We start from the raw sequence: 21,336 nt of genomic DNA on the forward strand, positions 1-21,336 counted from the left end.
TTACCTGTTTCTGTTTACTTTGCTGATGAGTTTCTCTCTGCCAATACAAGCGCAGGACAGCGAAGAAAAATGCTTAAGCAAACCTGACGATAATAGGCCAATTTCGCGCGTTTATCACTTCCTCAACACCAAGTTTTGTCAACCTGCCGTATGGTTTGATGACTTCTTCGCCGATGATCGCGTCACTGAAGACGCTCGTGCAGGTACTTCCGTGCGTTGGAAAAACGATTTTTCATACTTTGAACAAGACGGCTTTAAATACAAAAGCAAAATTGATGCGAAATTTAACCTGCCAAAAGTAACCAAGCGACTAAAACTCATCATTGAATCAGAGGGGGAAGATTCTCTTTTCGACCTGTTTCCAAAAAATTCTGACGAAGTAGAAAACAACGTCGGCCTGAGATACGACATCTACGCCAAGGGTTACAGTAGTTTTAATATCAAAGCCACATTTAAACCCAAAATCGAAGCACGTTATCGCTTTACCTACCCAATCACCGTCAATACGGTAAGCCGTATTACGCAAAAGCTTTACCAACAAACAGAGTTAACCGGCGAATCGACCCAGTTTGATATCGACCACGCCATAAACACAAACTTTCTACTGCGCTGGACATCTTTCGCAGAATTTGAAAGAGATCATGCCGATGACACCAGCATATGGAATATGGGAACCGGATTTATTCTTTACCAATATATCTCCCCAACCCAAGCAATTAACTACACCATCAGCACCACAGCAACCGACACCCCGCGCAGTTTTATAGACAACACCTTAATCAGCCTCACCTACCGACAAAATATCTTCTTTGATTGGTTCTATTACGAAATCACCCCCGAATACAACTGGTATCGGGAATATCAGCAAAGCTTTGAGAAAGAAGCGAGTATTCGGCTAAGGTTGGAGGTTCGATTTGATAATTTTTAGGGGTGTTTGTTTTATTAGGGATGAATAAGCCAAGTTATTATTCAAGTAGTATTCTGTTTTAGCTATCAAATTATTTTAAGTTTTAAGATCGGAAGTAGGCAATCGGATTAGCTTACTCTGTATGGATAAACCTAGCTCGTTTTCCAAAATCAGTTAGCACCGACTGAACAACTACTTTCTTCAAATTAGTCCCATTAAACAAGTCTATTTTCTCGATGATAAATCAAACAAATCAATAGATTAACAGTACATACCCTATCATAACGAGCAATACGAATGAGGGATAACACAAAGGCTTATTTTTATGTGATGTCAAAGCACAAATTATGATGTACCGGCTTTATCTTTTAATGACTTATGGTAGGTTTATTGACGGTTAGGCAGACTACAAAACGAACTAGTCTGTTATTAACAATATTATATTATAGTTCGTACAATTTTTAATTTATATATTTACAAGGGAATAGTAATGGCATTTGTTTGGCATAGTTTTGGTATTTTATCTGAAGTCACTAAAGATAATTCATATGTATATATTAAAAATTCAGATGGTAGATATTTAAAAATGAGTATCGGTAGATATAAAGAATCCGCCTTAAATATTTACGATAAGGCATTAACCCTTAAAGGACAAAATGTAGAAGTAAGGACGAGTCAGAATACAAGTAACTGGTCGACACAAGAATGGTTTAGTGAAATTAATGCTCTTTAATCTAAAAATATCACAGTTGTTCAATCAGACACGTAACAAGCTTTAGAAGAATAGCCATGCCATCTGAACTAAAAAAATTAGACAGAAGAAGAAAAGCTCAAAACCACCTAGATAAAATTTCAGGTCATGAAGAACATGTATTAGTTATTCATTATTCGTGTGAGAGTTTTTACAACAGGCCTGAAGGACAGACTCCAAGGGTTACTTCAATCGCAGTAAGAAACTATGCTAGCGGTCAAACTGCTTCCTTTTCTATTCATAAGGTCGCCGAACTCAAGGGCGTAGCATTTCCTGATATTGATAGAGAGTACGACAAACTAGAAAAAGAGATGTTGAAAGAGTTCTACGTTTTCCTAGAGAAACATAAAAACTACGATTGGGTTCACTGGAATATGCGTGATATCAATTACGGTTTTCCAGCACTTGAACACAGGTTTCGTGTTCTGAAGGGAAAACCAGTTGAACTTGATGAATCTCGAAAATTCGATCTTTCTAGAGCGCTAGTTTCAATTTTTGGGAACAAGTACATAGGCCATCCAAGGTTAATAAAGCTTATGGAAGCCAATCACATTACCGCATTAGACCTTTTAGATGGCCCCGGCGAGGCAACCGCTTTTGAAAACAAAGAATTTGTTAAGTTGCATCAATCAACACTAAGAAAGGTCGATGTACTTGCTAATATTCTCGGCAGGGTTATTGATCGAAGTATCAAAACTAATGCAACATGGCAAGATACTCACGGAGTTCATCCAAAAATCATACTTGAGTACATTACAAAACATTGGATTTTCTCCCTTCTAGGAAGTCTTATCAGCATTGGCTTAGGTGTATACGGCATATTCTTCTAACAAGTGCATTATGAAAAAACACCATGCTCAACTCGACCGATAAAATCCTTTACCACCTCAAAATCGATGGTGGTTGATACCATATCTAGCGGTCTCTTCCCACCTAAACCATAGACGCTTTCACGCATCCATTCTAAAGCTCTTTTTTCATCATTAAATAGCTCAGTTGCTAACTTAACAAGCATCGCTAATCTATAAATAGCATCACTTTCTTGAGTGTTAAAACGCTCTTCATTTTTAAGACGACGTTTAATACTGCCAATCGGTATATGGGTTACATGATGAAGCTCATTTTGAGAGAGCTTCGTTCTTTCTATAATGCTGTAGTACACCTTTGGTTTAAATCCTTGGTGCACAGCGTCTGCTAGCCCAATAGTTACATCCTCTATCCCGAGGTTAACCCAAAAATTAGTTTTATTAGCACGTTTTGGCTTAAAACGTTTAAATTCAGCAGTCGCCATAGCAGTCCTCCCACCTAAGCTCATATGACCTCAACATATCAGATCAAATGAGCTATTTATGCCATAAATTACCAATTAATAGCTATTCCCTACTTACGTCTCATCTTCCTAGCCAGTTTGCGCTTACGTTTGTTCTTCTGTTTGTCTACGCCGCTTTTGTGGCTATTTCCAAGAGTGGTGTAACCGATTTTTTTCAATACGGCTTTGCCCTCTGGACTATTTATATAGATACGCGCCTCGGCATGACCTGCGTCTGCAGCTTCCGTTAGCAGAGTTGGGATTGGGCTAGGCGTTTTAACGCCACTGCGGACTTTTGATTTGTCCGCAGCAACATCTAGCGCAAGTTTTGCCAAGCGATACTTTACATCCGCCTCTTCCAGTTCGCTGACTGATTGTCTTAGTGCTTCTTTATAAATCTCACGCATCAAACTGAAATGCTGTTTTTCATTTGCGATTTGTTTAAATAGGCGTAACTCAACATCTAAGTAATGTGGCATGCATTTGTAGCTATCGACCATTTCCTGAATCGATTTATCAGTATCCTGCGTCTGGTACACGGTAATGTCGATATAGGATTTAAAGAATGCCATAGCCGGAGCACGACGTGCTTGTCCTGCGACAATTGCCGAACGTAGTGCTTTTAAAGACTCGTCCGTTTGCTCTGTTTCATACGCTTCCAACTTGGTAAGGGTATCCACGGTAAACGCTTCAGGTAAGCGCTGCTCTAGCGCACAAGCTAACCACTGTTCTTTTTCGGAGTCGCTGCTAAATGCGTTGCTCAAAGCAAACGACATTGCTTTGGAGTAACCCTTTTTTGCCGCTTGATGAATATGATTTATGCCTAATTTAGGTTCTTCATTTTTAATAAGATGCGCACCAAATTCAAAGGCCGCCTCCCCTTCTTCATCGGTGGTTAAGGCTTGTTTAAAACAGTATTTAGCATCACGATTACCTTGCTGTTGCAGTAATTTATTGGAGTAGCATTTAGCAAACAACAGCCAACTTTGTGGATGACCTTGGCGATGAGTTTTCTCTAACCAATAGCTGACATCAGTCTGTTTATTATAATACTCGTCCTTACTCCATGCTCGTGACTCGCCTGTCTGCTTGCTCATATCGAGCAGTTCACTATAAAAGTGATTGGCGAGATAAAAACTGGCTTCTTTGCAGCCTTTTAGAGCATCAGTAACAAATGAGGTTAACTCACAAGACATTGGCTCTTGCCAAGTGTATGAGCATTGCGAAGGAGTGTCTAAAATCGTGCGACCAACATAGTGAGCGATTTCATACAAAGCGTTCATGTGCTTTTGCATGCGAGAGCGAGAGATAGACAACTTAGCGATATACTCACCGTTTACCTCTGTCATATGTACTGAACGGTTGCCATCGTGACGCAGGGCGTTCATCTCCTCAATCACCCAAGACTCTATACATCCTGACGATTGCAGCATTTTGATTTTGTTTGATAATTCTCCATGCACTGGCGGTCGCAACTTAAAGTGCTTACCCAGCTCATGACAGGCAAGTTCTACAAATAAACGAATTTTGACCATACTCGACTGCGGATCAGTAAAGTAATAACGCTCAGCCAAGGTCGCTTGATTATAAAGCTCACCTAGACCTTGTTTCAAAAACTCAAAATTGTCGTATTTATTGTACTCAATATCTGCCTGAACTTGCATCATAACGCTCCTATTTTCGCCATCTGGAGCTTATGTTAACCTTGCAAGCGACAAATTATGTCTCTAATGCAATATTTGTGGAAAGATGGAAAAATAATCAGATAATTTGTTAGCTGACGATCAAATAAACCATCACTGGATACTCACCTCTCACGACAGGCAATATTCAGCGATGGTTTTTATACTTCTATGCAATAGAAACATCAAAAAGCGCCCTACTAACAGCGCTTAAATCCCTTCTATTTTGTTTGCGCTTTCTCAGTATTGTCTAATGCAAAGTAGATCTTGGACACCGTTACCTCAGCAATCAGTATGACAAAAACCACCGCGAAAAAGGCCACAACGCCATTAAATGGACCGGAGAACTGTACTTTTTCACCAAAAATAATGTTGATGGCTTCCAGCATTACAAATTTAGAACCCACAAGAATGACATAGGTAGAAACGCCTCGGTAGATTTTTGGAGCGGTGCCGGGCTTAGATTTAAAATAGTTTGCGAGCTTATGTTCCAATCCTATGGATAATTTAAGCAATAGCTGAAGCAAGATTGCAGCGATAAAAGAGATGGTAAACGACTCTATGTTGACGTACTGGCAATATTCGTCAAAGAAATTCAGTACGGTTAAATCCACTAGCACAGCCAATGTATAACCGACAAACAAACGTTGCGGTGTATTAAAATTATAGCTCTTTTCTTCTGTGCTCATAATTACTCCCTTAATTACAAAAACAATAGATTAATAACAATTGTAAAACATCATCACTCAAATATAGTTTGTATTTCCAGATAAAATTCAATTAATTACAGTTTGAAGGTGTGTAATGTAAGAAAGAAAAAACTGGGCTATCAGAAGATCGGTGTGAGAAGGTATCTCGTCGCTAAGGCAAGAAATGTAGCGGTAAAACGAAAAATGGCCCCAAAAAATCTTTGGGGCCATTTTGAAGTCACTGAAATCTTAGACTGTGTCAGTGATGAAACCACACAGCAAAAGATTGGTGCGCGTTATTCCCAATCAAGGATAACTTTACCGGAAGCCCCGCTACGCATAGCGTCAAAGCCTTTTTGGAACTCATCAATCTTGAAATTGTGAGTAATGATTGGCGTCAAATCTAAACCTGATTGAATCAAGCTTGCCATCTTATACCAAGTTTCAAACATTTCTCTTCCATAAATCCCTTTGATCACTAGGCCTTTAAAGATCACTTGGTTCCAATCAATGCCCATGTCTGATGGTGGAATGCCCAGCATTGCAACACGACCGCCGTGGTTCATGGCTTCTAGCATGCTCTTAAACGCCATTTGAACACCTGACATTTCCAAGCCTACGTCAAACCCTTCGGTCATATTAAGCTCAGCCATTACGTCTTTGAGGTCTTCTTTAGCCACATTCACAGCGCGAGTAACGCCCATTTGACGCGCTAAATCAAGGCGATATTCGTTTACATCAGTAATGACTACGTGGCGTGCGCCAACGTGTTTGGCAACTGCAGCAGCCATGATACCAATTGGGCCTGCGCCTGTGATCAGAACATCTTCACCCACCAAGTCAAATGACAATGCTGAGTGTACCGCGTTACCGAATGGGTCAAAGATTGCCGCAAGATCATCAGAAATACCATCAGGGATCTTAAAGGCGTTAAACGCTGGGATCACTAGGTATTCAGAGAAAGAGCCAGTGCGGTTAACACCCACACCGATAGTATTACGACAAAGGTGCGTACGACCACCGCGACAGTTACGACAGTGACCACAAGTGATGTGTCCTTCGCCTGATACGCGATCGCCTATTTCAAAGCCGCGAACTTCTTGACCAATTGCGACAATTTCACCCACATATTCATGGCCCACAACCATAGGCACAGGAATGGTGTTTTGTGACCATTCATCCCAGTTGTAGATGTGCACGTCAGTGCCACAAATTGCGGTTTTCTTAATTTTGATCAGAAGATCGTTATGCCCCATTTCTGGCATATCGACTTCGTTCATCCAAATGCCTTCTTCAGGCTTTAATTTAGATAAAGCTTTGATTTTCATTATTTAATCAGCTCCATATCACGACCTACTTCGATAAATACATCGATAGCACGGTCTAGCTGTTCACGTGAGTGCGCTGCTGACATTTGAGTACGAATACGCGCTTGGCCTTTTGGTACTACAGGGAATGAGAACCCAACTACGTAGATGCCTTTTTCTAGTGCGCGCTCCGCAAATTCTGCAGCCACTTTCGCATCACCTAGCATAATAGGAATGATAGCGTGATCTGCGCCGCCCATAGTAAAGCCTGCCGCTTCCATACGAGTACGGAAATGTGCCGCGTTGTCCCACAGTTGAGTACGAAGATCGCCACTTTCTTGTAGAAGATCGATAACGCGCAATGACGCCGATACAATCGCAGGTGCCACTGAGTTAGAGAATAGGTACGGACGAGAACGCTGACGTAACCAATCAATCACTTCTTTTTTGCCTGAGGTGTAACCGCCTGACGCGCCACCCATTGCTTTACCAAGAGTACCGGTGATGATATCAATGCGATCCATAACATTGTGGTAATCGTGAGTACCTGCGCCTGTTTCGCCCATAAAGCCCACAGCGTGAGAGTCATCTACCATCACTAATGCGTTGTATTTATCTGCCAAATCACAAATAGCAGGCAGGTTAGCAACAACTCCGTCCATTGAGAACACGCCGTCAGTAACGATAAGCTTGTGACGAGCACCTGCTGCATCAGCATCAATAAGTTGCTGCTCAAGCTCACTCATGTTGTTGTTGGCATAGCGGAAACGCATCGCTTTACACAAACGCACACCATCAATGATAGATGCGTGGTTAAGGGCATCAGAAATGATGGCGTCTTCTTTACCAAGGATGGTTTCAAACAAGCCCGCATTAGCATCAAAACAAGACGTATAAAGAATCGTATCTTCCATACCTAAGAAGGTAGAGAGTTTGTCTTCTAATTGTTTATGAATATCTTGTGTACCACAGATAAAACGTACAGAAGCCATACCAAAACCGTACTCATCCATACCTGATTGTGCTGCTTGGATAAGTTCAGGATGGTTTGCAAGACCTAAGTAGTTGTTTGCACAAAAGTTAAGTACATCTTCGCCAGTAGAAATAGACACTGAAGCTTGCTGTTGAGAGGTAATGATTCGCTCAGACTTATACAAGCCTTCAGATTTCACTTCTTCGATTTGTTGTTTGATTTGATTATAAAACGCAGAAGACATAATGCTATCGATCCTTTCAGTAGAGGTAAGCAGGGAAATTGGCCCGCTTAAATTAAGGTTATTGTTATTATTTACACTGTAAATAGATTTTAGTTGAAACCCTGGGCGAGTATAATCCCCTCCATGGAAAATCATTTGTGAATCATAGGCACATATAATGAAGACAACTCAGCTTGTGGCACTGCTTCCCGACCTTGCAACTTACACTTTAGTGGTGCAACAAGGTAATTTCACCAATGCTGCCAATAGTTTATCTATGACGCCGTCTGCGGTTTCAAAAACAATATCACGCTTAGAAAAAGCGTTAGAAGTGAAGCTCATTGAACGTACTACACGTAACCTTCGCATTACCGAAGAAGGACAAAAAGTCTATGAGCAAGCGGTGCAAATGCTGTATGCGGCGGAGCAAGCGGTCGAGCTTTCGTCAAACCGTCATTTAAAGCCGCAAGGTAGTATTATGATCTCTGCGCCAGAAGCGCTGCTAAGTATTGTATTGCAGCCTTTGATTATTGAATTTTTAAAGAAATATCCGCAAATCCAAATCAAAGCACGCGCCATTGATGGCGCGGTTGATATTCAAAAACAAGGTATTGACGTCGCCTTTCGCCTTTCAAAACATCCCGATGAACACTTAGTGCTAAAAGAGTTGGGACAAACGCATCTTTTATTGTGCGCATCCAAGCCCTACTTGATGAAAAACGGTACACCACAGCAACCAAGCGATCTTGTAAATCACAACTGCTTATACTTAGCCGAAACTGAGCACGATAACCTCTGGACGTTTCATAAAGACGATGAATCTCAATCGGTAAACGTGTCTGGCCGATATGCCGTCAACCAAGCACAACTGCGATTTGAAGGGGTGAAATCGCATTTAGGAATTGGGTTGTTCCACGACTTTGTGGTCGAAGATGCATTAGAACACGGAGAGGTTGTACAAGTTTTACAAGACTGGACGTTAACAGGCAATTATCACGGCAATATCTTAATGCAGTACCCGCAAACGAAATACGTTCCGGCGCGATTGCGTTTATTTATCGATTTTATCACTGAAGCGCTTGGGGCTTAGTTCTTCAGCTATTTGCAGTATTAAGCTTCTCATAGACGAAAAAAGCGAGCCTAGATAGGCTCGCTTTCTTTTATGCGGTAATCCAGCGTAGACTAGATACGTTCTACAGATTGCTTAGCAATAACAAACTCTTCGTTTGTTGGGATAACCAATACTTTAGCACCAAGAAGTGCAGACTCACCGATTTGACCAGCAGCGCCAAAGCGTGCCGCTTCGTTACCTGCTTTGTCTTCAGTGAAGCCAAGTAGGCTTAGGTTTTCGATAATTTCACGACGGATATCTAATGCATTTTCACCGATACCACCAGTGAAGATAACAGCGTCTAGAGCGTTAAGTGGTACTAGGTAAGAAGCGATGTATTTCGCTACACGGTAAGTGAACACTTGGAATGCAAGAGTTGCACCTTCGTGACCTTCAGCCATTGCTTCAAGGATGCCACGAGCATCAGAAGTTAGGCCAGACACACCTAGGAAACCAGATTTTTTGTATAGAGTTTCGAATACTTTCTCTTGAGTCCAACCTTTCTTAAGTAGGAACTCGATAACGCCTGGGTCAAGGTCACCACAACGAGTACCCATCATTAGGCCAGCTTGTGGAGTGAAGCCCATTGAAGTATCAACTGATTGACCGTTTGCAACTGCACATACTGATGCGCCGTTACCTAGGTGAACTGTGATGAAGTTAGTCTCTTCTACAGGTTTACCAATCACTTTTGCAGCTTCGCGGCTAACAAAGTAGTGGCTAGTTCCGTGGAAACCGTAACGACGGATGCGGTATTCGTCGTATAGTTCGTGAGAGATAGAACCCGTAAATGCTTTCTTAGGCATTGTTTGGTGGAACGCAGTATCAAATACAGCAAATTGAGGAAGAGAAGGATAAGCTTCCATTGCGGCTTTAATGCCTTTAGCGCCAGCAGGGTTATGCAGTGGAGCTAAATCTGAAATGCTTTCGATTTCTGCAAGTACAGCATCATCGATACGTACAGTACTAGTAAATTTCTCACCACCGTGAACAATACGGTGACCAACTGCAACGATGGTTTCTTTAAGGCTTAACTCTTCCATCAACTTAACAATACGGTTGATTGCTTCTTGGTGATGGTTCGTTGGCGCAGTGATAGCTTCTTCGGTTTTCTCACCGTTGAATTTCCAAGCGATAGTAGCTTCTGGAAGGCCGAAACACTCACCTAGTCCACTTACTAGCGCTTCACCAGTTTCAGAATCGATAACAGCGAACTTCAGAGAAGAGCTGCCTGAGTTGATAACGAGTACGTTCTTGTTTGACATGAGTTAAATCCTAAAATTAGATGAGGGGCATTCAATCTTTAGTAACGATTATCAAATAATTTGAAAATTATTCAAATTTTTTTTAACCGAATAGTCATACAAAATAAGATACTTTGATCTAGATCATTCTGCAAATTTTTTTAACCATAAAAATTTTTATAAAAATTAAAAGTTTAAAACCATTTATAGTGCTGTTAATGAGTTAAACACAACATTCCCATCTAAACACTCTTAGAAAGAGTAAATGTAACCGTCTAGATCACGAAGAATAAATCATACAAATGTATCTAAATGCGTCGATCCGTTTTGTTCTGACGAAAAAAAACCGGGACACTTACGTATCCCGGTTCTCTAATTTTGCTTACTCGCCTGAGTTACGACGAGATTGACCACGTTCACCGCGTGGAGCACCAGCACCACGGCTGTCACTGCTACGGTTACGGTCGAAACGACGCTCACCGTCACGGTTACCACGGTAGCCACCGCCTTCACGGTTACCACGATGACCTTCGCCACCACGACGGTTACCACCGTCACGACGAGGACCGCCATCGCGACGTGGACCACGAGACTCACGGAAGTCATCAAAGTCACACACTACAGCTGCAGTTTCTTTTTGACGAATACGCAGTTTACGCAGTTTACCCGCAGTTTCAGAGTTCATTGCTTTTGGTAGCTGAACAAACGTATGGCCTTGAGCCAGTTTGATTGCACCAATAGAACCTTTAGTTAAACCTAGTTCGTTTGCTAGAGCGCCAACGATGTCTTTAACTTGAACGCCTTGGTCACGACCCACTTGCAGTTGGTATGTATCCCAATCTTTAGTTTCGCCACCGTAGCTACGACCACCTTCACGACGACCATCGCGGCCACCGTCACGACCGCCTTCACGACGTTCAGTGCGACGTTTCTTATCACGTTCGATAGCAGCGATCATTGGGTCATCACCAACGTAGAACAAAGGACGTTTGCCTTGTTGACGACGTAGTAGGATTGCCGCAAGTGTTGCTGCGTCAATTTCTAAATCATTTTGTAGAGTTTCAACAAGTTCAGCAAATTTCTCTACAGAGCTGTGTTCTTTATCAGCAGCAAGCTCAAGACCCAGTTTAGTAACGCGAGCAGCAGCTACTTGGTCACGTAATGGAAGTTGAATTTCTTCCATAGATGACTTAGTCACACGCTCAATAGTGCGAAGCATACGCATTTGGTTAGTACGAACCAATAGGATCGCTTTACCCTTACGTCCTGCACGGCCAGTACGACCGATACGGTGAATGTAAGACTCAACATCAAATGGAATGTCGTAGTTGAATACGTGAGTGATACGAGGCACGTCAAGACCACGAGCTACAACGTCAGTTGCAACTAGAATGTCGATTACGCCACGTTTAATGTTATCTACAGTGCGCTCACGTTGAGACTGAGGGATATCACCGTGCAAAGCAGAAACTTTGAAGCCACGGTCAGCAAGGTAGCTTGCTACACGCTCAGTATCTTGGCGAGTACGTACGAATACGATAGACGCATCAATTTCTTCAGTTTCAAGAAGACGAGTCATAGCTTCGTCTTTCTCAATACCTTTTACTACCCAGAAGTTTTGTTCTACTTTATCAACCGTGTGGTTTTTACCCGCAACGTCAACAAACGCAGGATCACGCAAGAAGCGCTCAACAATTTTCTTAAGCATAGGAGGCATAGTTGCAGAGAACAGTACGCGTTGAGCGGTCGCAGGAGCGTGCTCAAGGATTGCTGTTACGTCTTCTACAAAGCCCATGTTTAGCATTTCGTCAGCTTCATCAAGAACGAAAGTTTTCACTTCGTCTAGGTGCAAACGGTCACGGTTAATCAAATCTTGAACACGGCCAGGAGTACCTACAACGATGTGAGTACCATTTTTAAGCGCGCGCATTTGATCGACGATAGAAGTACCACCGTAGATTTCAAGAACTTTAAGACCACGGATGTTGCGGCCAAGGTTTTTGATTTCAGCCGCTACCTGAATCGCTAGCTCACGTGTTGGTGCTAGAATGATTGCTTGAGGTTTACGCTGATCCAAATCTAATTTATTAAGAAGAGGAAGAGAGAAAGCTGCTGTTTTACCAGTACCTGTTTGTGCTTTACCTAGCGCATCTTTACCTTGAAGAAGGAAAGGAATTGACGCTGATTGGATTGGTGTTGGAGAAACAAAACCCATTTCATCAAGGGCAGAAAGGATTTGTTGGTTTAGTTCTAAATCGCTGAATTTAATTTCAGATTCTTGCATCGGGATCCCACTATAAGTCAGTGTGTTCATTAATACGGTCCCAGGTGCTCTCTAAATTCATACACCGATCCAGCAATACACACTAAATCCATTCGGAAGGAAAAGTATATAAAACGCATCAAGCCGCTAGGGACAAAATAAGGTGGCGAATTCTGCCCTAAAAATCAGACAATTACAAGAAAATATTGAAATAGATCACAAATTCAAGCAAATCCGCCCCTCAAAGGTCTTCCAAAGCACGCTTTAATCCCCTATTCTGGGCTGTGCATTTTCTCATCAGCACACTATTTAAAACACTGATTACCCTTTACGTCCCTGCATATCTGAGTGGGTGTATTTGACTAAATTTTGTCGGTCCTCTTGCGACATATTATCAGACCCAGAATGAGCACAACCTGCAACAAAACCCACGCACAGCATAATGATTACGTATTTCATGACGTTTCCTCTTCATCTGTTTCCACACAACTTTTGTTATGTTGAATACGTTTACGAGCAAACTCAGAATATGGATCGAATATCGTCGATTTTATATACAATTTTCTCGCTGAATTTCGATGAAATAAAAAATTCACATCCCCCGTTTTTATAAACGACTCTACCTATCATAGCCATTGAATGATCAGTAATAGCTTAGCGGAAACGTCTGAAAACAAGGCTTAATTCTAAAATTAATCATGTAATTAGGTCAGTATTTTACAATCAAAAATAATCAGGCGCTTATCAAACATTTTGACAAGCTAGCCTGACCCGAAAATTGCCACGATTGATATTATACATTTGTAGTAAGAGTCGGTAAGATGGCGCGTAAATCACTGCCTTTCGTGTCTGTCTTGCCCAAGGATTACGACAATAAAGGCATAAATTAGCCCCCACAATTGTCAAAGATTATAAAGTATTCAATGTTTGCAGATAACCCGTTGCTTGCTCAACTAAAACAGCAAATTAAAGAAAAGATCCCTACTAAAGAAGGGACAATTAAAGCGACAGATAAAAAGTTTGGTTTTCTAGAAGTAGACAACAAAACCAGTTACTTCATTCCGCCTCCTTATATGAAAAAGTGTATGCACGGCGACCGAGTTGTAGCATTGATTCGCACTGAAAACGACAAAGAACTGGCCGAGCCAGATCAACTTGTCGAACAAGCCGTGACCCGTTTTATTGGCCGAATCAAACTGTTTAAAGGACGCTTAAATGTTGTTCCAGATCAGCCACAGTTGCGCAATCTTTCTCTGAAAGCCAAAACGGCGAAAGGCCTCAAACACGATATGTTCGCTGAAGGCGATTGGGTTGTTGCGCAGGTTATTCAACACCCTCTAAAAGGTGATGCAGGCTTCATGGTCGAAATCACCGAGAAAATCACCGACGCCAATGACAAAATTGCACCTTGGTGGGTAACACTGGCAGAAAACGACCTGCCAAAAACCGAACCTGCTGGCATTGACCATTGGCAGTTGCATGACGATGCCGATCTTATCCGAGAAGATCTTACCCATATTCCTTTTGTCACCATTGATGGTGAATCAACAAAAGATATGGACGATGCGCTGTACGCTCGTAAAACAGAAAATGGCCAGTTTGAACTGACTATCGCTATTGCTGATCCTACCGCGTACATCACGCCGGATGATGAGATGGACAAAGTGGCTCGTGAACGTGGATTTACTATCTACTTGCCGGGTCGCAACATCCCAATGTTGCCTAGAGATTTAGCTGACAATCTTTGTTCGTTAATTCAAGACCAACAGCGACCTGCACTGTGCTGTACGGTAACCATAGATAGCGATGGCACCATACAAGATGATATTCGCTTCTTTGCCGCTAATATCCAATCTCACGCACGTCTTGCGTACAATCATGTTTCAGACTATTTAGAAACGGGCTCTTGCGAACACTGGACACCGAGCAGTGAAATCGCCACCGTCGTCAATGCGCTGGCGGATATGGCAAAAGCACGCAGTGAGTGGAGAGAAAGCAACGCGGTTATCTTCCCTGATCGCCCAGACTACCGTTTTGAACTAAGCGAAGATAACGACGTGATTGCGATTCATGCCGATATGCGCAGAACAGCAAATAAATTGGTTGAAGAAGCCATGATTACCGCCAACATCTGTGCCGGTCGTGTTCTTAGCCATAAATTAGGCATGGGCATCTTTAATACCCATTCGGGTTTAAAAGAAGACAAAGTCAATAACGTTATCGACTTAGTGACTGAATACGGCGCACAAGACTTTGATGCACAAAACGTCACCACTCTTGAAGGCTTCACCGCGCTACGTCGTTGGTTGAACAATCAACCGACCCAGTATTTAGACAATCGCATCCGCAAACACCAAAGCTATGGCGAAATGGGTAACACCCCTGCTCCACACTTTGCAATGGGATTAGATATCTACGCTACTTGGACATCACCGATTCGTAAATACAGCGATATGGTCAACCATCGCCTGCTTAAAGCGATCATTCTAGATAAAGCGTCAGTACAAACCCCTGATGACGAAGTGGGTGACGAATTGGCTTTGCATCGTAAACATCACCGAATGGCGGAACGTAAAGTCAGTGATTGGCTGTACGCTCGTACTCTGAAGAAAGACGTTGCAGCGCAAACTAAATTTAAAGCCGAGATTTTTGATATTGGCCGTGGCGGTATGCGCGTACGTTTAATTGAAAACGGCGCGGCGGCATTTGTGCCAAACTCTTTGATTATGGATAACAAAGAGCGCATCGAATCGAGCACTGAGCAAGGCACAATTTCTATCGATAAAGAGCAAGTGTATAAACTCAGCGATACCGTTGAAATAGTCCTAACGGATGTTGATATCGAGAAACGTAATATAGTGGGTAAACCTACTGACGTTTTTGCAGATCTTCCTGCTGAAGAAGATCAAAAGCAAGATTAGACACAAACGTTAAGCTTTAAAATGACCACCCTGCAGAATGCTGATAAAGCTCTGCAGGGTTTTTTATTCTTTTTAGAATGTACATAGCAAAATCTACACAATCATTGCTTCACTTAACTGAGCAGTTAGATAAGATAATAACACTCACTTAAAAAGGCTTTCTTGTGTCGCCGTTAGTATACTTATCGCTGTCTCACCTACCTTCTGCACAGCAGCATGACTCGTTGGCAATGCCACTGGCATTTGTGCGTGTGCACAACGGCACGACAACGCCTCATATCAAAGACGCACCACCAGCGGCAAACTCTATTCAACTACACTGTTGCCTAACTAAAGATCTCAGTCACTTTTTATCCTCAAATAGGCAAAAGGATGTAGCAATAGACGCTGTGCTATTGGAATTTGCCAGCTTAGAAGCATTTCTTGAGTCTCCTTATTTACTAGAGCACGATTCATCTCAATATCTGCAATTAGAAGATAATGAAAAACAGGGCCCTGACATAAAGCCCAGTGCACTTGCTAGGATGGAAACATCAATTGAATGTGATGTACTGGAACAACAATTGTTTGATGCTTTAGTGACTTGCGCACAAAGCTCTGATTATCTAGCACAAGTGCAATGTGGGTTATTAAACAGTTTTTTGCTGCAAGTTGCGCACCGCAATCCCAGAGTTATCGACACTATAAAAGAGGCAACAGGGACTTACCTTTCAGAAAGTGCCCGTTTTTCCGAAAAAGTGTCCTTCTTTCTTGATATGAGATTGGATAAAGAGATAAGCCTGCCTATGCTTGCACAACACTTGAAGCTTTCTATTTCAAGCGTGAAACGAAAACTGGCCGATGAAGGACTCTCTTTTTCACAAATGCTTAAACAGAAAAGAACTTACAAAGGTGCCACTATTTTACGCGCTGGGCGTACTAATATAAATGCTATAGCAAGCCTGTGCGGCTTCAATAGCGCCACCCAATTTACTAATGCCTTTAAAAGTGTTTATGGCTGTACGCCAAAAGTATTTCGTAAAGAGCGCAGAACACCATAACGATACGATCTCGACCCAGTACCTAAGCAACTAAGTAACTAAGTAACTAAGCAAATTCAAACATGGACGCTACCGACACCTTGCGCACATGACGACAGCAACGAAAAGGAACGATGACATGCAGTTTAGCTATTCAAATCCAACCAATATCTATTTTGGACAGTCTCAAATCGCCGCCATTACTCGCGCTATCCCAAGTGATAGCAAAGTATTGGTGATTTACGGTGGTGGCTCTATTAAAAAGAACGGCGTGTACGATCAAGTTGCCAACGCCCTATCTGATCACCAGTGGCAAGAATTTTCTGGCGTAGAGCCAAATCCTTCCGTCGAAACCTTAAACAAAGCCGTCGAAATTGCCAAAAAAGACAACATTACCTATTTACTGGCCGTGGGCGGCGGTTCGGTAATTGACGGCACTAAATACGTGGCCGCCGCTTCACATTATGAGGGTGACGGTTGGGATATTCTCACCGGCAAGCACAAAGTTAAAAGTGCTATTCCACTTGGCGCTGTATTAACACTTCCTGCAACCGGTTCTGAATCGAACAAAGGTGCAGTCGTCACCAGAAAATCCACTCAGGATAAATTGAGCTTCTTATCTCCTCATGTACAACCCAAATTTGCTGTCCTTGATCCTGATGCAATGAAAACACTGCCGCAACGTCAAATGATCAACGGTCTTGTGGATGCATGGGTACACGTGTGTGAGCAGTACATTACTAAACCGGCTGAAGGTATGGTGCAAGATGGATTTGCGGAAGCGATTCTTAAAAACCTCAAAGCACTGGGTGAAGACTTTGCCAATCACGACAGCAATGCGTGGCGCGCCAATTTAATGTGGAATGCTAACCAAGCATTAAATGGTCTTATTGGCGCAGGTGTACCACAAGATTGGGCAACGCATATGATTGGGCATGAGCTTACCGCCTTGTACGGCGTTGATCATGCTCGCTCATTAGCTATCATCCAACCTTCATTGCTGCGCAATCAAATAGAGTTTAAACGTGCTAAGTTGGAGCAAATGGGACAAAACGTGTTTGGTCTAGCGCAAGGGGCCGATCTTGCTGAGCGCACTATCGACCAAATCGAGAGCTTTTATCTCAGCTTGCAGGTTGCCACGCAACTTACCGAACATGGCACAGATAAACCAGCGGCAGTGCAAGCCATCCTAAATCAATTGCAAGCCCATAACATGGTGACGTTAGGAGAAAATCAGTCCATTACGCTAAAAGAGGTTGAACAAATCTTACAAGGAGCGATTGCGTAAACTGAGCGCTTTCTTCTTTCATTAAGCACTCTGTTATTAAGAACGTTTTCATTCAGTGCTTTTTCATCAAGTGCTTTCGATGAGAACCGAGATACTGAGGAGACAAACACGTCTCCTCAGATTAATGATTTAAGAGAAACTAACGCCTTTAAAGACGTCATTTAAAAGCGATAATAAGAAAACGCCCCCTGTCAAGGCTATATACCTAACAGTAAATGCCGCCAAAAGTTATGAAGCACGTCACAGTTTCAAATAAAACCTTTAAGCTAACTGCACATAATTATCTTTTAGTTACTTAACCATTAGACATAAAAGTTAATAAATCACAGTAATAACACCAAACACAAAACATACACACAACATTCCAATCAAAGCAAATAACAATAAAATACAAAATAACACAATAAATGTATTTTAATTAATATAATGCCTTGTTAGATAAATAGTGATACTAGAAATAAATATGTAATTCATATGTAGATTAAACTCAACCTAAACGAAAGAAAAATACGCATTTAACTGAAATAATTAATCATAATAGAAAATATTTTACCTTACGAACCGAATAATATTCATAAGCTGAATTTGTCACTTAAAAAAGCGTTCAATATTTACTCAACTAACAAGAAAAGTGACAGCTCACACAGAAAAACAACTGCAAGCCTTTGTTTTTAAAGAACTTAAAAAGCCAGCCTTCACCTATGCTGAGGCTATTTTTCTGCGAGCAATAAATTGAAGTACTGTAAATCAATGATATAAGAGTGTAGATTAATTAATTAATAGAAAATTAATGCTTAAATATTAATCCATAATAGCATTTTGCACATACGCCACAGCGTGCATAAAAATCGGTTAACTTTTGTAAAATTTTGGATTAATAAACATAAATTATCGGCATAAATGCATATATAAATAGCGCCATTTTTCCGCATTACTTGATCTTTTGGTCTATTGCCTTTATTTTCGAACCTTGCTTTCGTCTCTTCATTGAGACTTAAAAATAAGGAAACTCGCAAACATGAAAAAGATTTCAATTACATTTGCAATGCTTTTGGCTGCTCTGACAACCACTACAGCATTTGCAAAAGACAAAGTTTATAAGATCGCGACTGATGCAGCTTACGCTCCTTTCTCGTTCAAAATAGATGGTGCATATACTGGTATCGATGTTGAAGTACTAGACGCTATCGCAAAAATCGAAGGCTTCGAATACCAACTAAGCCCAATGAACTTCAATGGCATTATCCCAGGCGTAGTATCTGGTCAACTTGATGGTGCTATCGCTGGTATGACAATCACAGAGAAGCGCGCAAACGTTTTAGACTTCTCTAACGGTTACTACGAATCTGGTGTTATCCCTGTTGTGACTGTTGATAGCAAAATTGCATCAATCGCTGACTTCAAAAACAAACGTTTTGCAGTTAAGAAAGGTACAACTTCTGCGGATTGGGCAAGTGCTAACCGTAAAGACCTAAATTCTAGCATCCGTTACTTTGACGATTCTGCATCTATGTTCCAAGAAGTGATGAACGGCAACGCTGATATCGCTTTCGAAGACTACCCTGTTATTGCATACAAAATTTCTCTAGATAAAGCACCAACTCTAAAACTTGTTGGCGATAAATTGAATACTGCTGAATTCGGTTTTGGTGTTAAGAAAGGTCAAAATGCTGAGCTTCTTCAGAAGTTCAACGAAGGTCTAGCAAAAATCAAAGCAAACGGTACTTACGAGAAGATTCTTAACAAATACCAGTAAAACCTAACGTCAAAACTTGGTTTTAGAAACATTGCTTTAAAATAAAAATATTTACTCAGGAAGGAGTTTATTGCATAAGCTCCTTCTTTCTTTTCTAAATAGCCTCTTAGATGAGCGCCTTATTTTGAGGTTAACATCTTCGCGACGAGGTTAAGTAGTTTTAAAAGGAAATTCGTATGTTTGAGCTATTCATGGATAGCCTACCTGCCTTTATCGAAGGGATGAGAATCACCCTGATCATAACGGTATGTTCGCTGTTCTTGGCAACTGGCATTGGTCTAGTATTAGGCCTTATTAATATTGGCAAAAACAAGATTTTACGCGCGATTGCCAAAATTTATATCGATATAGTCCGTGGTACACCTCTTATCGTTCAAGCCTTCTTCTTATACTTTGGCATGACAGGTTACCTTGGCTTTCATATGACAGCTGAAGTTGCAGGTACCATTGTTATCAGTATTAACGCTGGTGCTTACATGGCTGAAATCTTCCGTGGCGGTATTCAAGCCATTGATAAAGGTCAAATGGAAGCGGCACGTAGCCTTGGTTTATCATCGACTCAAGCAATGCTGAAAGTGGTACTTCCACAAGCTTTCCGTCATATGATTCCTGCCATTTTGAACCAGTTTATTATTTCATTGAAAGATACATCAATCCTTACCGTTATTGGTGTTAGTGAATTGACACAATCAGGTCAAATCATCATTTCTTCAACGTATCGTTCGTTTGAAGTGTGGACAATGGTCGGCATTTTGTATTTTGTTCTTATCTATATTTTGAGCACTATCTTTAGACAAATTGAGGCGCGTTTGAACAATGATTAAAGTATCAAAACTAGTAAAAGCTTATGGCGATAACGTTGTTCTAAATGGTATCGACTTCAATGTTGGCGAAAATGAAGTAGTTTCTCTTATCGGCCCTTCAGGCTCAGGTAAATCTACCCTACTCCGCTGCCTAAATGGTTTGGAAGAACTTAATGGTGGTCACGTCATTATTGATGGTGATGACCTAGCGAATAAAGATTTGGACATCAACAAGTTCCGTGAACATGTTGGCATGGTATTCCAATCTTTCAACTTGTTCCCGCACCTAACGGTAATGGAAAATATTACGCTTGCGCCATTAACGCTGAAAAAAGCCAACAAAGCAGAAGCACAAGCGACTGCCTTTGAATTGTTGGATAAAGTAGGCCTACGTGATAAAGCGGATGCGTACCCGAAAAGCTTATCCGGCGGTCAAAAGCAGCGTATTGCAATTGCCCGCGCACTGGCAATGAACCCAGATATCTTGCTTTTTGATGAGCCAACTTCGGCACTTGACCCAGAAATGGTCGGCGAAGTTCTGCAAGTAATGCAAGATCTTGCCAATTCACACGGCATGACGATGGTTGTTGTAACTCACGAAATGGGCTTTGCTCGTGAAGTGTGTGATCGCGTTGTCTTTATGGCTGACGGTAAAATCGTTGAACAAGGTAAGCCTTGTGAAATCTTCGATAATCCGAAAAACGAACGTACTCAAGACTTCTTATCTAAAGTTTTGTAAGCGTTTTCGCTTTACCCGTTATCCATCTAAAAGTTTGGGAGCTGATTTTAATCAGTTCCCATTTTTTTATCTGGAGCTAGTGACATTAGTTTTGGGCAATAAAAAAGGACCTAAATGCTATTTAGGTCCTTAATCAATCGTTAATTTTACGACTTATCTTTTTCGAAATTATCGCCGAAATTAGAAGAAGTTGATAGATTTACGCCCTGTTTTAGCGTTTTTATCACTGTTATCAACTTCATTGTTGTCTGTTACTTGACTCTGCACTTTAGAGCGAGAGTAGGTATCGGCAACATGCTCTTCAACATATTCAGGCTCATCATCATAACCTTGATCGCCAGCATCGTAATC

General features: G+C 41.5%; 18 protein-coding genes. 10 read left to right on the forward strand and 8 right to left on the reverse strand.

Annotation, left to right across the window (positions count from 1 at the left end; genetic code table 11):
- Positions 1-25 precede the first annotated feature (25 nt).
- From QV280_RS15380 to QV280_RS15390, 3 genes are all read left to right on the forward strand, one after another.
- Positions 26-928: a hypothetical protein gene (locus tag QV280_RS15380; protein ID WP_152822754.1), complete on the forward strand. Its 903-nt coding sequence runs from the start codon at positions 26-28 to the stop codon at positions 926-928.
- A gap of 469 nt (positions 929-1,397) precedes the next feature.
- Positions 1,398-1,640: a hypothetical protein gene (locus tag QV280_RS15385; RefSeq protein ID WP_023404020.1), complete on the forward strand. Its 243-nt coding sequence runs from the start codon at positions 1,398-1,400 to the stop codon at positions 1,638-1,640.
- A gap of 56 nt (positions 1,641-1,696) precedes the next feature.
- Positions 1,697-2,488, forward strand: a complete 792-nt coding sequence (locus QV280_RS15390; RefSeq protein WP_023404019.1) for a hypothetical protein — start codon at positions 1,697-1,699, stop codon at positions 2,486-2,488.
- 8 nt (positions 2,489-2,496) lie between these two features.
- Here the strand turns inward: QV280_RS15390 and parS are convergent, their stop codons facing one another.
- The 5 genes from parS to QV280_RS15415 all read right to left on the reverse strand — a co-directional run bounded on the left by parS (position 2,497) and on the right by QV280_RS15415 (position 7,862).
- Complete coding sequence (parS, locus tag QV280_RS15395) at positions 2,497-2,949, reverse strand: type II RES/Xre toxin-antitoxin system antitoxin (protein ID WP_023404018.1); 453 nt, start codon at positions 2,947-2,949, stop codon at positions 2,497-2,499.
- 89 nt (positions 2,950-3,038) lie between these two features.
- Positions 3,039-4,634 (reverse strand): DUF4145 domain-containing protein, encoded by a 1,596-nt coding sequence (locus QV280_RS15400; protein WP_152822669.1) that lies wholly within the window; start codon positions 4,632-4,634, stop codon positions 3,039-3,041.
- A gap of 236 nt (positions 4,635-4,870) precedes the next feature.
- Positions 4,871-5,338 (reverse strand): hypothetical protein, encoded by a 468-nt coding sequence (locus QV280_RS15405; RefSeq protein WP_152822668.1) that lies wholly within the window; start codon positions 5,336-5,338, stop codon positions 4,871-4,873.
- Between the two features lie 296 nt (positions 5,339-5,634).
- Positions 5,635-6,666, reverse strand: a complete 1,032-nt coding sequence (gene tdh / locus QV280_RS15410; RefSeq protein WP_152822666.1) for an L-threonine 3-dehydrogenase — start codon at positions 6,664-6,666, stop codon at positions 5,635-5,637.
- Positions 6,666-7,862 (reverse strand): glycine C-acetyltransferase, encoded by a 1,197-nt coding sequence (locus QV280_RS15415; protein ID WP_023404014.1) that lies wholly within the window; start codon positions 7,860-7,862, stop codon positions 6,666-6,668. The genes tdh and QV280_RS15415 overlap by 1 nt, the downstream gene beginning before the upstream one ends.
- A gap of 157 nt (positions 7,863-8,019) precedes the next feature.
- On the opposite strand from QV280_RS15415, the gene QV280_RS15420 reads away from it, so the two are divergent.
- A complete protein-coding gene (locus QV280_RS15420; protein ID WP_023404013.1) occupies positions 8,020-8,931 on the forward strand; it encodes a LysR family transcriptional regulator in 912 nt (303 codons plus the stop codon).
- Between the two features lie 92 nt (positions 8,932-9,023).
- On the opposite strand, the gene QV280_RS15425 is transcribed toward QV280_RS15420, so the two are convergent.
- From QV280_RS15425 to QV280_RS15435, 3 genes are all read right to left on the reverse strand, one after another.
- Positions 9,024-10,217, reverse strand: coding sequence for an acetate/propionate family kinase (locus QV280_RS15425; RefSeq protein ID WP_023404012.1), 1,194 nt, complete (start codon positions 10,215-10,217; stop codon positions 9,024-9,026).
- A 361-nt stretch (positions 10,218-10,578) separates the two neighbouring features.
- Positions 10,579-12,480 (reverse strand): DEAD/DEAH box helicase, encoded by a 1,902-nt coding sequence (locus QV280_RS15430; RefSeq protein ID WP_039970513.1) that lies wholly within the window; start codon positions 12,478-12,480, stop codon positions 10,579-10,581.
- A 300-nt stretch (positions 12,481-12,780) separates the two neighbouring features.
- Positions 12,781-12,918: a hypothetical protein gene (locus tag QV280_RS15435; RefSeq protein WP_156916965.1), complete on the reverse strand. Its 138-nt coding sequence runs from the start codon at positions 12,916-12,918 to the stop codon at positions 12,781-12,783.
- 464 nt (positions 12,919-13,382) lie between these two features.
- On the opposite strand from QV280_RS15435, the gene rnb reads away from it, so the two are divergent.
- The 6 genes from rnb to QV280_RS15465 all read left to right on the forward strand — a co-directional run bounded on the left by rnb (position 13,383) and on the right by QV280_RS15465 (position 20,985).
- A complete protein-coding gene (rnb, locus tag QV280_RS15440; RefSeq protein WP_152822665.1) occupies positions 13,383-15,380 on the forward strand; it encodes an exoribonuclease II in 1,998 nt (665 codons plus the stop codon).
- A gap of 164 nt (positions 15,381-15,544) precedes the next feature.
- Positions 15,545-16,420: an AraC family transcriptional regulator gene (locus QV280_RS15445; RefSeq protein ID WP_261824477.1), complete on the forward strand. Its 876-nt coding sequence runs from the start codon at positions 15,545-15,547 to the stop codon at positions 16,418-16,420.
- A 118-nt stretch (positions 16,421-16,538) separates the two neighbouring features.
- Entirely contained in the window at positions 16,539-17,687 is a 1,149-nt protein-coding gene (locus QV280_RS15450; protein WP_152822664.1) for an iron-containing alcohol dehydrogenase, read from the forward strand.
- Positions 17,688-18,705: 1,018 nt separating this feature from the next.
- Complete coding sequence (locus QV280_RS15455) at positions 18,706-19,443, forward strand: transporter substrate-binding domain-containing protein (RefSeq protein WP_023404007.1); 738 nt, start codon at positions 18,706-18,708, stop codon at positions 19,441-19,443.
- A gap of 176 nt (positions 19,444-19,619) precedes the next feature.
- Entirely contained in the window at positions 19,620-20,267 is a 648-nt protein-coding gene (locus QV280_RS15460) for an amino acid ABC transporter permease (protein WP_023404006.1), read from the forward strand.
- A complete protein-coding gene (locus QV280_RS15465) occupies positions 20,260-20,985 on the forward strand; it encodes an amino acid ABC transporter ATP-binding protein (protein ID WP_152822662.1) in 726 nt (241 codons plus the stop codon). Before QV280_RS15460 ends, QV280_RS15465 begins: the two co-directional genes overlap by 8 nt.
- Positions 20,986-21,336: the final 351 nt, after the last annotated feature.

This window comes from Vibrio sp. B1Z05 (genome assembly GCF_052955985.1).